Here is a 13764-nt window from a genome sequence, read left to right as displayed (position 1 = left end):
TGGGATAAAAAGATAAAACTCAGGCGGTCGAATGACCGCCTGGAGATGTTCACTTACGCCTGGTGGCCGTTGATGTAATCAATGGCAGCCTGAACGGTAGTGATTTTCTCAGCTTCTTCGTCCGGAATCTCAGTATCAAACTCTTCTTCCAGAGCCATTACCAGCTCAACGGTGTCAAGAGAATCTGCGCCCAGGTCTTCAACGAAGGAAGCATTGTTGGTTACTTCTTCCTGCTTAACGCCCAGCTGTTCGCCGATAATTTTCTTAACGCGTTCTTCGATAGTGCTCATACTCTTAAATTTCCTATCAAAACTCGCTTTCGCGATGGTTTTCGTAGTGTATAAAATGTTGAAAAATTTGCAACTAAATCCCGGCAGGTCTTACCACGATTTTACGTTATTTTGAGGGCATTCACCCTAATAACGCAAATTTTTTTATCTCGTGGTTAAACCATGTACATCCCGCCGTTGACGTGCAAAGTCTCACCTGTGATGTAACTTGCTTCGTCAGAAGCTAAAAATGCAACCGCACTGGCGATTTCCTGAGCGCCGCCAAGGCGACCCGCAGGAACCTGCGCCAGAATACCCGCACGCTGATCATCAGACAGCGCACGCGTCATGTCCGTTTCAATAAAGCCCGGAGCAACAACGTTTACAGTAATGCCACGAGACGCAACTTCGCGCGCCAGTGATTTACTGAAGCCGATCAGACCCGCTTTCGCCGCAGCGTAGTTTGCCTGACCCGCATTTCCCATGGTACCAACCACAGAACCGATAGTGATAATACGCCCATGACGCTTTTTCATCATAGCTCGCATTACCGCTTTTGACAGACGGAAAACAGATGACAGGTTGGTTTCGATGATATCGTTCCACTCGTCATCTTTCATGCGCATTAACAGGTTATCACGAGTAATCCCGGCATTATTGACCAGGATATCGACTTCACCAAATTCTGCGCGAATATTTCCCAGAACAGATTCGATAGATGCCGGATCGGTCACATTCAACATCAGACCTTTACCATTTGCACCTAAGTAATCGCTAATGGCCTGCGCACCGCTTTCGCTGGTTGCAGTACCGATAACTTTCGCGCCACGGGCAACGAGTGTTTCAGCAATTGCGCGGCCAATGCCACGGCTTGCACCGGTAACCAGCGCGACTTTTCCTTCAAAACTCATGGTCTTCCTCTTTTATTGCTCTAGCGCCGCAGAAAATGCCGCCGGCTCATTCAGTGCCGAAGCAGTCAGGGTGTCAACAATACGTTTCGTCAAACCGGTCAGAACTTTGCCCGGACCAACTTCATACAGGTGCTCTACGCCCTGGGACGCCATGAATTCAACGGTTTTAGTCCATTGAACCGGGCTGTACAGCTGACGAACCAGCGCATCGCGAATAGCGTCTGCGTCTGTTTCGCACTTCACGTCAACGTTGTTCACAACCGGAACAGTCGGCGCGTTAAAAGTGATTTTTTGCAGTTCAACGGCCAGTTTCTCAGCAGCAGGCTTCATCAGCGCGCAGTGAGAAGGAACGCTGACCGGCAGTGGCAGAGCACGCTTAGCGCCAGCCACTTTACAGGCTGCGCCAGCACGTTCTACGGCTTCTTTGTGCCCGGCAATAACCACCTGACCTGGTGAGTTAAAGTTTACCGGTGAAACCACCTGGCCTTCGGCAGACTCTTCACACGCTTTAGCAATAGCAGCGTCGTCCAGACCGATAATAGCAGACATGCCGCCAGTGCCTTCCGGTACCGCTTCCTGCATGAATTTGCCACGCAGTTCAACCAGACGTACGGCATCGGCAAAACCGATAACACCCGCACATACCAGCGCAGAGTATTCGCCCAGGCTGTGACCAGCCATCAGCGCAGGTGTTTTACCACCCTGCTGCTGCCATACGCGATAAAGCGCAACAGAGGCAGTCAACAGTGCTGGCTGCGTCTGCCAGGTTTTATTCAGCTCTTCGGCCGGTCCCTGCTGAGTCAACGCCCACAGATCATAGCCCAGCGCAGCTGATGCTTCAGCAAAAGTTTCTTCAACAATTGGGTAGTTTGCTGCCATTTCAGACAACATCCCAACGGTCTGGGAACCCTGCCCCGGGAACACAAATGCAAATTGCGTCATGTTTAAATCCTTATACTAGAAACGAATCAGCGCAGAGCCCCAGGTGAATCCACCCCCAAAGGCTTCAAGCAATATCAACTGCCCAGCTTTAATACGCCCGTCGCGGACGGCTTCGTCCAGCGCGCACGGTACGGAGGCCGCGGAGGTATTGCCATGTCTGTCGAGCGTCACGACAACATTATCCATCGACATACCCAGCTTTTTCGCGGTTGCGCTAATAATGCGGAGGTTTGCCTGATGCGGTACCAGCCAGTCCAGTGCAGAACGATCGAGATTATTTGCTTCCAGCGTTTCATCAACGATGTGTGCAAGCTCGGTCACCGCGACTTTAAATACTTCGTTACCCGCCATCGTCAGGTGGATCGGGTTTTCCGGGTTCACGCGATCGGCATTAGGCAGCGTCAACAGTTCGCCATAGCGACCATCAGCGTGCAGATGCGTAGAAAGAATGCCGGGCTCTTCTGATGCGCTCAGTACAACCGCACCTGCGCCATCGCCGAAAATAATGATCGTTCCGCGATCGGTTGGATCACAGGTACGAGCGAGGACATCTGAGCCAACCACCAGAGCATGCTTCACTGCGCCAGACTTAACGTACTGGTCGGCAACGCTCAGGGCGTAGGTGAAACCGGCACAAGCGGCTGCAACGTCAAACGCCGGACAGCCTTTGATCCCCAGCATACTTTGGATCTGGCATGCCGCACTTGGAAATGCGTGTGTGGATGATGTGGTGGCAACCACAATCAGACCAATTTGTTCTTTGTCGATGCCCGCCATTTCAATTGCACGGTTTGCGGCGGCAAAGCCCATCGTCGCAACTGTTTCATTTGGCGCTGCAATATGGCGTTCACGGATACCTGTGCGAGTGACGATCCACTCATCAGATGTCTCAACCATTTTTTCCAAATCGGCGTTAGTACGCACTTGTTCAGGCAGATAGCTGCCAGTACCAATAATCTTCGTATACATGTACGCTCAGTCACTTTTTGGTTATATACCGCCACGAGCAAATCGCTGATACGTTGGCAGCATTCACAAACGCACCGTTATCTGTGTGCTCGCGAGTTTGCGTTTTCGCCACCGTCCAGCAGTTCGAATCCAGCTGGGTATACAGATTCCAGGCGAGCGGCAATTCGCTGAGGAACTTGTCGCTGCACCGCCTGCACTGCCTGTTCAATCGCGACTTCAAATGCTCGCTGATTGGCCGCACCATGACTCTTAATCACCGTGCCGCGCAATCCTAACAGACAGGCGCCATTATACTGGTCGGGGTTGAGGTGACTAAATCGCCTTGTCAGGCTTTTTTGTAACCAACGTTTTAATAACAGCAGCCACCACGACCGTTTTTTGCCCTCACCCTGAGACTTCAGCAGTGAAAGGAACATTCTGACAACACCTTCCATCGTCTTTAATGTGACATTACCTGTAAAGCCGTCACAGACCAACACATCAGTTTTGCCAGTCAGTAACTCATTGGCTTCAAGATAGCCGATATAATTGATAGAAGGGATTGTTTTTAGCACTGCAGAAGCATCCCGAATACTGTCGAGACCCTTGGTTTCTTCTTCACCGATATTGAGCAACGCAACACGGGGATTGGCAATTCCAACCACCTCTTCTGCCAGCACGGAACCCATGACGGCAAATTGCACCAACATCGTGCTATCACAATCCACGTTGGCACCCAAATCCAGCACCACCGTTTTGCCCTTTTGCTGATGGGGTAAAACCGTCACCAGCGCAGGACGCTCAATCCCCTCAAGGGGTTTGAGCAATAACTTCGCAAGTCCCATTAGCGCGCCTGTATTGCCGGCGCTCACACAGGCTTCCGCTCGACCTTCTTTCACGAGCTCCAGGGCAACACGCATTGAGCTTCCACGACTGGCGCGAATAGCTTGCGAGGGCCGGGCATCACTGGCAATAACTGACTGAGCAGGGATAATCTGCAGACGTGAACGTTGTTCGAAGTCAGCTTTGGCAAGTAATGGCGTGATTGTATCGGGATCCCCGACTAAAAGAAGTGTGAGTTGCGAATTAGAATTCAGTGCCTGCAATGCTGCAGGCACTGTCACGATAGGGCCAAAATCACCCCCCATGACATCTAACGCCAGGGTTAGACGTGTCAAGGTATCGTCGCTGCCCGGTTAGGTGTTTCCCCAGTTACCCGGGGAAAGCCTCACTAAGCTTCATCACGCGTGTACTCTTTGTCTTTCTCACCGTAGCGGGAAAGCCATTGAGTCATGCGTGATTACTTAGCGATTACCTTACGGCCACGGTAAAAACCGTCGGCAGTGATGTGGTGACGCAGGTGTTGTTCACCAGAAGTTTTGTCTACAGACAGGCTGGTGACTGCGGTCAGAGCGTCATGAGAACGACGCATGCCACGTTTGGAACGGGTTGGTTTATTCTGTTGTACGGCCATGGACCTTACTCCTCAATTACTTACGCTTTAAGCTGGCTAATACGGCAAATGGGTTTGGTTTTTGCGCTTCATCAGGCAATTCGCCAAAGACCATGTCCGCCTCGGACACTTCACAGTGTTCAGAATCATGCACCGGAACTACCGGCAAGGAGAGGATAATCTCATCTTCAACCATTGCAAGCAGATCGATTTCACCGAATTCGTTAACCTCAATCGGCTCATACGCTTCCGGGAGTGCTTCAGCCTGCTCGTCAGAACGGACAGGACTAAAACAATATGTTGTGTGAACATGAAGTGGGAACGGTTTCCCGCAACGCTGACATTCGAGCGTAACCGACACCTTTGCATCACCGGTTATAACGGCAAGGCGCTGGTTATCGATAGCGAACGACATGGAGCATTCCACATCACTGTCCACACTGACTACAGAATCGGCGACACGCTCAACCAGATCAGAAGTATAGATACCTTCATAATCGAGGCGTTTCTGAGCCGTACGAACCGGATCAAGAGTCAGGGGTAATTTTACCTTTTGCATAGGGCGCGCATATTAACTTTGTAACGTCATATAGTCAAAGAAAAAGGCAGCCTGTGGTTGCCTTTTGCCAATAATTCGCACACATTGCGGGTCATCGACTTAAAATCGCTCAACACAAGCCATTACAGCCAGCTTGTAGGACGAAGTCCATAGTTTAAAATGGCTCTCATCAATACGCTATATGCGAGGGAAAAAATATGCCTCAACTTATTCTTGCTTCTACCTCTCCCTGGCGTCGCGCTTTACTAGAAAAACTGGCAATCCCGTTCGAATGCGCAGCACCAGAGGTTGATGAAACGCCGTTACCGGGCGAAGCCCCCCGGCACTTAGTCTTGCGACTGGCGCAGAAAAAAGCGCAATCTCTCGCCCACCGTTATCCATCGCATCTTATTATTGGTTCCGATCAAATTTGTGTTCTCGATGGTGAAATAACCGGCAAACCGTTAACAGAAGAAAATGCACGCCAGCAGTTACTCAAAGCCCGTGGCAATATTGTGACGTTTTATACCGGACTGGCGCTGTATAATTCTGCGACCGGACATTTACAAACTGAAGTTGAACCGTTCGACGTGCATTTTCGTCATTTAAGCGAAACGGAAATTGAAGATTACGTGCGCAAAGAGCGCCCGCTGCATTGTGCCGGTAGTTTTAAAAGCGAAGGATTGGGCATTGCACTTTTTGAGCGCCTGGAAGGCCGCGACCCAAATACCTTAATCGGTTTGCCGCTGATCGCACTGTGTCAAATGCTGCGACGAGAAGATATGAACCCGTTAAAAGCCTGACGGGTTGACGGCTGTACAGGCCAATCCTGTAGGCCTGATATGCGCAGCGCCATCAGGCCTACAGGTAATGCGCGATAATATCAATGCGCATCAGCCTTTACTGCGTAACACCTCGAGGCAGCGCTTCAACTGCTTATCCATTGGCGCTTCAATACGCATTACTTCACCCGTCCCAGGATGAGTAAATTTCAACGCAGCGGCGTGCAAAAAGAGCCTGCTCAGCCCGGTATCCGCCAGTTGCTTATCGAACTCACGATCGCCATAGCGGTCGTCAAAGGCAATCGGATGTCCGGCATATTGTGTATGCACGCGAATCTGGTGCGTTCGTCCAGTCACGGGACTGCAGCGCACAAGCGTAGCGAACGCATAACGCTCTTCCACTTTAAAGCGTGTTTCCGATGGTTTGCCTTCCTGATTCACCCGCACGATACGCTCGCCGCTTTGCAGAATGTTCTTTAACAGCGGGGCCTGCACGGTTTTGACATGCGACTGCCACTGGCCGCGTACCAACGCGAGGTAGTCTTTCTGCATGCCTTTTTCACGCAGTTGTTCATGCAACGAACGCAAGGCAGATCGTTTTTTGGCCACCAGCAGCACGCCGGAGGTATCCCGGTCGAGGCGATGCACCAGTTCAAGGAAACGCGCTTCCGGGCGCAGCGCACGTAAGCCTTCAATGACGCCAAAGCTTAACCCGCTTCCACCATGCACGGCCGTACCTGAAGGCTTGTTAAGCACCAGAATGTGGTCATCTTCATATAAAATGACATCGGTCAGCGCCGCGACCTTCTGCAAATTCGGTGAAATGGCCTCTTCTTCACGTTCAGCGACACGTACAGGTGGAATACGCACAATGTCCCCGTCTTCGAGTTTGTACTCGGGCTTAATGCGTTTTTTGTTCACCCGCACTTCGCCTTTACGCAAAATGCGATAAATCATACTTTTCGGCACGCCCTTGAGCTGGGTGCGCAAAAAGTTGTCGATGCGTTGCCCTGCTTCGTCGGCAGTAATGGCAACTGTTTTTACGGCTGGAGTCTCTGTTTTCATGGGGGCCGATTTTAAATAGCCATCAAGATTCGCGCCACACATTTTTCTATGCTTATATTAACTGCTATACCTTATTACTTAAGTTTGACATAGCCGATTTGGTGGTTATTAAAGCAATCACTACGCGGAAGTGAAAAAACTGTGAGTAACCGGGTGATAAATGGCAAAAGTCATCTTGCTATAACAAGGTTAGCAGTGGAATAATGAGGTTGTTTCCGTGTTGAATCTTGTTAAAACAAGAACTTTTCCGGAATGACCCAATTTTGCCCGACCGATCATCAACGCAGCAATGGCGTAAGACGTATTGATCTTTCAGGCAGTTAGCGGGCTGCGGGTTGCAGTCCTTACCGGTAAGTGCTCTATAGATTTCGCGTTGTAGGAAGGCGGCAAGTCTGGGAACCCCAGGTGCTTACTCCTGTAAGTGGTTGGGGTAAGAAGATGAAGCCAACGCACCCACAGCGTGAAAGACGATAAGCACAATGGAAGCTTCTCTGGAGAGTAACACCCAGACTGTTCCCCTGATAATTGCGCTGTGTTTCCGTATGAAATACAGGCAACCGACACTCTGCGCCTCTTTGAGCTGACGATAACCGTGAGGTTGGCGACGCGAATAGACACGAGGCCATCGGTTCACACCCGGAAAGGCATTACTCTGCCCGCAGCTTAGTCGTCAATGTAAGAATAATGAGTAAGTTACGATGAAAAGAATGTTAATTAACGCGACTCAGCAGGAAGAGTTGCGTGTCGCCCTTGTAGATGGGCAGCGTCTGTACGATCTGGATATCGAAAGTCCTGGACACGAACAGAAAAAAGCCAACATCTATAAAGGCAAAATTACCCGTATTGAACCGAGTCTGGAAGCTGCTTTTGTTGATTACGGCGCTGAACGTCACGGTTTCCTCCCGTTAAAAGAAATTGCCCGCGAATACTTCCCCGCTAGCTACAACTCCCATGGTCGTCCCAACATTAAAGACGTGTTGCGCGAAGGTCAGGAAGTCATTGTTCAGATCGATAAAGAAGAACGCGGCAATAAAGGCGCTGCGCTGACCACCTTTATCAGCCTGGCAGGTAGTTATCTGGTTCTGATGCCGAACAACCCGCGCGCGGGCGGCATCTCCCGTCGCATTGAAGGCGACGACCGTACCGAATTAAAAGAAGCGCTGGCAAGCCTGGAACTGCCTGACGGCATGGGACTTATCGTGCGTACCGCAGGTGTCGGCAAATCTGCCGAAGCGCTGCAGTGGGACCTGAGTTTCCGCCTGAAGCACTGGGAAGCGATTCAAAAAGCCGCTGACAGCCGCCCTGCTCCGTTCCTGATCCATCAGGAAAGCAACGTTATCGTTCGCGCATTCCGTGACTATTTACGTCAGGACATCGGCGAAATCCTCATCGACAACCCGAAAGTTATGGAGATGGCGCGTCAGCACATCGCCGCGCTGGGTCGTCCGGATTTCAGCAGCAAAATCAAACTGTACACTGGTGAAATCCCGCTGTTCAGCCACTATCAAATCGAATCTCAAATTGAGTCCGCGTTCCAGCGCGAAGTGCGTCTGCCGTCCGGCGGCTCAATCGTTATCGACAGCACAGAAGCGCTGACCGCTATCGATATCAACTCCGCACGCGCGACCCGCGGCGGCGACATCGAAGAAACTGCGTTCAACACCAACCTTGAAGCAGCCGATGAAATTGCTCGTCAGCTGCGTCTGCGCGACCTCGGCGGCCTGATTGTAATCGACTTCATTGATATGACGCCGGTTCGTCACCAGCGTGCGGTTGAAAACCGTCTGCGTGAAGCCGTGCGTCAGGACAGAGCGCGTATTCAAATCAGCCATATTTCTCGCTTCGGCCTGCTGGAGATGTCCCGCCAGCGTCTGAGCCCGTCGCTGGGTGAATCCAGCCATCACGTATGCCCACGCTGCTCCGGCACGGGTACCGTACGTGATAACGAATCACTGTCGCTGTCTATTCTGCGTCTGATCGAAGAAGAAGCGCTGAAAGAAAATACGCAGGAAGTTCACGCTATTGTTCCTGTGCCGATCGCATCCTACCTGCTCAACGAAAAACGTACCGCGGTAAATGCCATCGAGACGCGTCAGAATGGCGTGCGCTGTGTGATTGTGCCAAACGATCAGATGGAAACCCCGCATTACTCCGTGCTGCGCGTACGCAAAGGGGAAGAAACACCAACCCTGAGCTACCTGCTGCCGAAACTGCATGAAGAAGCGATGGCATTGCCGACGGAAGAAGAGTTCGTCGAGCGTAAACAGCCAGAGCAGCCGGCATTAGCCACCTTTGCAATGCCAGAGGTGCCGCCAGCCCCTGCTTTGCAGGAACCTACTGCGAAGGCCGCCGCGCCTAAAGCCGCAGCAGCGACCGCGGCCGTCGCCGCACAGCCAGGTTTGATTAGCCGTTTCTTCAGCGCACTGAAGTCCATCTTCAGCGGTAGCGAAGAAGTGAAACCGGTTGAACAACCTGCGCCGAAAGCTGAAGAGAAAACCGACCGCCAGCAGGATCGTCGTAAACCGCGTCAGAACAATCGTCGCGACCGTAACGATCGTCGTGATAATCGCGACAACCGTGGCGAGCGTGATAACCGTAACGAGCGTTCAGAAAGCGGCGAAAACCGTGAAGATAACCGCCGTAACCGCCGTCAGTCGCAGCAGCAAAATGCGGAAGCGCGCGATAACCGCCAGCAGTCTACTGAGGTCGCCGACAAAGCGAAATCCGGTGATGATCAGCAGGCTCCGCGTCGCGAGCGCAACCGCCGTCGCAACGATGATAAGCGTCAGGCGCAGCAGGAAGTTAAAGAGCTGAACCTGGCAGAACAACCTGCGCAGGATACCGAGCAGGAAGAGCGCGTTCGTCAGCCTCAGACTCGCCGTAAACAGCGTCAGCTGACTCAGAAAGTTCGTTACACAGACAGCCCGGCTGTTGAAGCCGAAGTCGCGACTGCCGAAGTGGTCACTGAAACGGCAGTCGCTCAGCCAACTGAACAGCCCGTACCGGCACAGCGTACTGAACTGGCGAAAGTTGATCTGCCTGCCGTCGTTGTGACTGAGCAGGAAGACAACAGCGAAGCGCGTGACTCTAATGGTATGCCGCGTCGTTCCCGTCGCTCACCTCGCCATCTGCGCGTCAGTGGACAACGCCGTCGTCGCTATCGTGACGAGCGTTACCCGGTTCAGTCGCCGATGCCGTTAACGGTTGCCTGCGCATCTCCAGAATTAGCGTCCGGTAAAGTCTGGATCCGCTACCCTGTTGCTCGTCCTCAGGATCAGCAGGTTGCAGAGCAGCGCGAGCAGGAAACGGTTCAGGGGCAAACAGCACCTGTCGCCGTAGAGCCTCAGGTTGCTGCAACTGCCGTTGAGCATATTGTGAACGCCCCTGCGTCGGTTGAAACCGTACAGCCAGAGGTGGTCATTGCTGAACCTCAGGCTACCGTCGTTGAAACCACGCATCCGGAAGTCATCGCTACTCCGGTCGAGGAACAACCGCAAATTATCGCTGAATCTGACGCGCCTGTTGCTGAGGATACCGCGGCGAAAGCCGAACCTGTCGCTGAAATAGTGGCTGCGCCGGTTGTCGAAGAATCTGCGGAGGTTGTTATTTCTCAGCCTGAAGTGGCTGAAGAGATTGCCGAGGTTGTGGAAACAGCGCCAGTGGTTGAAGAAGTTGCCGCGCCGCAAGAGGTTGTTGCCGCACCTGTCGTCGAAGACGCAGTCGTTAAGGCTGAAGTTGTCGCAACCCACGTTGACGCAGAACATCTTCACAGCCACGCGGCCGCCCCGATGACCCGTGCTCCGGCACCAGAGTATGTGCCTGAAGCGCCGCGTCATAGCGACTGGCAACGCCCGGAATTCACCTTTGAAGGTAAAGGTGCCGCAGGTGGACACAGCGCCACGCACCAGGCGACTGCGCCAGCAACGCGCCCGCAGCCCGTTGAGTAAGTCATAATCAACATCAAAGCCGACCTTCGGGTCGGCTTTTTTTTATCTCTGCTCTACACACTGACAAACTGAGAAGGCGTGGTTACGCTGGCAATCTTTAGCGGTGCGATTGCGCGGGTAATAAGATTAACGGGTAATCTGTCGCTGAGAAAATAACAGTGGCCTAAAAAAATGCCCGCTCCGGGGTGTTAAAGGAGCGGGCAGACAAACATATCCAGTTTCATGATATGTTCAAAAAGGTGTTACCGGTTCAGTTGAAATAGCGACATTCCCTGCATATCGGTAAATGTTTTGTACGATGCCTGCAGTGCGGCCTGCTGCATCACGTAGGACGAAATCGCTGCGTTCCAGTCAACATCCACCAGATTGCTCATCTGCTGAGTCTGGCCCAATGCGCGATCGGCGCCCAGTGAATCCAGTGAACTTAACTCGCTGAGCTGAGTCCCTAATTCTGCACGAACAGAAAGCACGTTATTCAATGAATTTTTCAGGCCACGACTGGTTTTATCAATGGCTGCAGAGGCGGTAGCTTTTGCCGCGTCATTGCCCTCAATCGGGGTTTTGAGCGCATCAATAGCGGTATCCAGCATTTTGAACAGGTTCTTTTCCTGAGTACCGCCGCCTGGTTCCGGTACGGCATTACTGGTCAGATTAACAAATACTTTATCGCCAGTATGACCAATCACCATGGTACGGGAGGCATCGACCTGCTGGGTCACATTTGTTGTACCGCCACTGTAAGCGCCATCTGCCTGAGCAAACGGTGCAGATTCTGTTTTATATCCGCCAAAAATATAGCGTCCATTACCGTCGGTGCTGTTCGCCAGGTTCATCAGTTGATCGCGGATCCCCTGCAGGTCGGTGGCCAGCGATGCACGGTCGTCATCGCTTAACGTGCCGTTCGCGGCATAGACAATTTTTTCCTGCGCGGTCTGAATTGCCGTCGTTACCTGACTCAGTACGTTCTCTTCCAGCGATACTTTTTGCGTCGCAAATGAACGTGCCAGCGTATATTGGCTGTTCTGCGCCTGTGCTTGAGAAAGCACCACGGCCTGCGAGGCGGCGATCGGATCGTCAGATGGGTTGATCACACGTTTGCCCGTTGACATCTGCTCGCCGAACTTCATCCATTCAGCCTGAGAGTTAGTGATGCCACGCATATTCTGCTGGTACATCATCTGGGTGCTGATACGCATTGTGTCCCTCTCCCTTAGCGAATATTAATCAGTGCATCAAACAGCGCATTTGCGGTTTGCAGCACTTGCGCGTTAGCCAGGTAATACTGTTGATAGCGTTGTAAGTTACCGTATTCTTCGTCGAGGTTGACGCCGGAAATAGACTGCTGCTGCTTATAAAGCTGCGTTACCACGTTGTTTTGGGTAATGGCGCTGGTTTTCAGCGTCGCGGTTTTGTTCCCGACATCGCTTACCAGCGTGGCATATGCATCGTTGAAGGTCTTATTACCCACGGTAGCTTTGGTCTGCAGATCCAGCAGTTTCTGACCGTTACGGTTATCGCTTTTTCCCTTATCAATATCCGGGTCCGGATCATTTTTTGAGACCTGGGCCATGGCGATTTTCGACTCATCGGTCACCATGACTTTCATATCAACAACGGCGTTACTGACAGGTTTCACTGTGAAGCTGTCATTTGCTTTTGCGCCAGCATTTACGGTGATTTCCATCCCGTCAAAGGACATCTTCCCACCGGTAACGGTAGCTTTGAAGCTGGTATTATCCGCCAGGCGAGTAACCTGCCAGTCCGTCCCGTCATAAACGATTTTATAATCGGTCGCCTGTACAGCAGAGCTGTCGGTAATCTTCGCGCTTAACGATCCTGTTCCTGTATTTTTAGCGTTGTTGAATACTGCCGGGCTACCGATAGCAAAGAAATCCTTACCCTGATCGCCGTTCGCGTCAAAACCCTCTTTATGCTGGGTGTTAAACGCATCGGCAAACGCCAACGCCAGTTGGCCCAGTGTGTTACGCGTCTGGTCAAGCTCTTGAGAACGGAAAGTCAACAGCCCACCCAGTGAACCGGTATTCAACAGTTTTTCGGGAATTTCAACCTCGCCGGCAACCCCGTCGACGTAGGCCACTGTGGTACGATTGGGATCGTCACTGGAGGGCACAGCCGCCAGCTGGCGTGCATTGCTGCCCTGCACCAGTGAATAGCCGTTCGCCATGGTTATGTTGTAAGTCCCGCCGTCCTGAACGCTGACTTCAACACCGACAATCTGGTTCAGTTCACTGACCAGTTGGTCGCGCTGGTCGAGTAAATCGTTAGGCGATGCGCCCGCGCCGACGCCGGTCAGACGGGAAATCTGATCGTTGAGGCTGGCAATCTGTTTTGAATAGTTGTTGATCTGGTCAACGCTGGCCTTGATCGCAGTATTAACCTGCTTGTCTTGATCGCGCAGATACTGGTCGGTTGTTCTGAACTGGTTGACTAAACCATCAGCTTTACCGATCAGCGCCTGGCGCGCCGCCGGGTCTTCCGCGTTACTGACAAGGGTTTGCAGGCTGGTAAAAAAGTCCTGCATTGAGGTCGAAATGGAACTGGTTTTGCTAGAGAGCAGATTGTCGATTTTCGACATTTGTTCATAGCGCGTTGTCAGGCCGCTGCTTTGGTTCTGCGCGGCACGTAACTGATTCGTGATAAAGGAGTCATACTCGCGCTGTACGCCAGAAACATAGACGCCATTGCCAACCCAGCCCCCCGCACCCAGCGTGCTGTTCGCTTGCGCCATAATTGTCGTTTGACGGGTGTATCCGGCAACGTTATAGCTGGAGATGTTATTACTGGCAGAATTCAACGCGGCCTGCGCTGCGGCGAGTCCACTCATCGCGTTATTAATCAAGCTGGACATGGAGGTTCCTTGTAATCCTTCAATACTCGTTATTATCGGC

General features: G+C 52.1%; 12 protein-coding genes. 2 read left to right on the top strand and 10 right to left on the bottom strand.

What is annotated here, in order from left to right; translation table 11 throughout:
• Nucleotides 1–53: 53 nt before the first annotated feature.
• The 7 genes from acpP to yceD form a co-directional block, all read right to left on the bottom strand.
• Nucleotides 54–290 carry an acyl carrier protein gene (gene acpP, locus KQJ19_RS06210; RefSeq protein ID WP_000103754.1) on the bottom strand — a complete coding sequence of 79 codons (237 nt, stop codon included), beginning with the start codon at nucleotides 288–290 and terminating at the stop codon, nucleotides 54–56.
• A 155-nt stretch (nucleotides 291–445) separates the two neighbouring features.
• Nucleotides 446–1180, bottom strand: coding sequence for a 3-oxoacyl-ACP reductase FabG (gene fabG / locus KQJ19_RS06205; protein ID WP_016152641.1), 735 nt, complete (start codon nucleotides 1178–1180; stop codon nucleotides 446–448).
• 12 nt (nucleotides 1181–1192) lie between these two features.
• Nucleotides 1193–2122 carry an ACP S-malonyltransferase gene (gene fabD, locus KQJ19_RS06200; RefSeq protein ID WP_216403431.1) on the bottom strand — a complete coding sequence of 310 codons (930 nt, stop codon included), beginning with the start codon at nucleotides 2120–2122 and terminating at the stop codon, nucleotides 1193–1195.
• A 15-nt stretch (nucleotides 2123–2137) separates the two neighbouring features.
• Nucleotides 2138–3091, bottom strand: a complete 954-nt coding sequence (fabH, locus tag KQJ19_RS06195) for a beta-ketoacyl-ACP synthase III (RefSeq protein WP_016152639.1) — start codon at nucleotides 3089–3091, stop codon at nucleotides 2138–2140.
• A 77-nt stretch (nucleotides 3092–3168) separates the two neighbouring features.
• Nucleotides 3169–4248: a phosphate acyltransferase PlsX gene (gene plsX / locus KQJ19_RS06190; protein ID WP_216403430.1), complete on the bottom strand. Its 1080-nt coding sequence runs from the start codon at nucleotides 4246–4248 to the stop codon at nucleotides 3169–3171.
• A gap of 122 nt (nucleotides 4249–4370) precedes the next feature.
• The gene (rpmF, locus tag KQJ19_RS06185; RefSeq protein ID WP_003036242.1) at nucleotides 4371–4544 is read right to left on the bottom strand and encodes a 50S ribosomal protein L32; all 174 of its coding nucleotides are present in this window, start codon (nucleotides 4542–4544) and stop codon (nucleotides 4371–4373) included.
• Between the two features lie 16 nt (nucleotides 4545–4560).
• Complete coding sequence (yceD, locus tag KQJ19_RS06180; RefSeq protein ID WP_003036239.1) at nucleotides 4561–5082, bottom strand: 23S rRNA accumulation protein YceD; 522 nt, start codon at nucleotides 5080–5082, stop codon at nucleotides 4561–4563.
• Nucleotides 5083–5279: 197 nt separating this feature from the next.
• Between yceD and KQJ19_RS06175 the strand changes: the two genes are divergently transcribed.
• Complete coding sequence (locus KQJ19_RS06175; RefSeq protein ID WP_016152637.1) at nucleotides 5280–5864, top strand: nucleoside triphosphate pyrophosphatase; 585 nt, start codon at nucleotides 5280–5282, stop codon at nucleotides 5862–5864.
• Nucleotides 5865–5954: 90 nt separating this feature from the next.
• Here the strand turns inward: KQJ19_RS06175 and rluC are convergent, their stop codons facing one another.
• Nucleotides 5955–6908, bottom strand: coding sequence for a 23S rRNA pseudouridine(955/2504/2580) synthase RluC (gene rluC / locus KQJ19_RS06170; RefSeq protein ID WP_049259723.1), 954 nt, complete (start codon nucleotides 6906–6908; stop codon nucleotides 5955–5957).
• A 698-nt stretch (nucleotides 6909–7606) separates the two neighbouring features.
• Here rluC and rne point away from each other — a divergent pair.
• Entirely contained in the window at nucleotides 7607–10855 is a 3249-nt protein-coding gene (rne, locus tag KQJ19_RS06165) for a ribonuclease E (RefSeq protein WP_216403429.1), read from the top strand.
• Nucleotides 10856–11097: 242 nt separating this feature from the next.
• On the opposite strand, the gene flgL is transcribed toward rne, so the two are convergent.
• Both flgL and flgK read right to left on the bottom strand, forming a co-directional pair.
• The gene (gene flgL, locus KQJ19_RS06160) at nucleotides 11098–12051 is read right to left on the bottom strand and encodes a flagellar hook-associated protein FlgL (protein WP_016152634.1); all 954 of its coding nucleotides are present in this window, start codon (nucleotides 12049–12051) and stop codon (nucleotides 11098–11100) included.
• Nucleotides 12052–12065: 14 nt separating this feature from the next.
• Entirely contained in the window at nucleotides 12066–13724 is a 1659-nt protein-coding gene (flgK, locus tag KQJ19_RS06155) for a flagellar hook-associated protein FlgK (RefSeq protein WP_046274758.1), read from the bottom strand.
• Nucleotides 13725–13764 lie beyond the last annotated feature (40 nt).

It is taken from the genome of Citrobacter sp. S46_ASV_140, assembly GCF_018919545.1.
Lineage (GTDB): Bacteria > Pseudomonadota > Gammaproteobacteria > Enterobacterales > Enterobacteriaceae > Citrobacter > Citrobacter braakii.
This window is presented reverse-complemented; position numbering and strand designations above follow the sequence as displayed.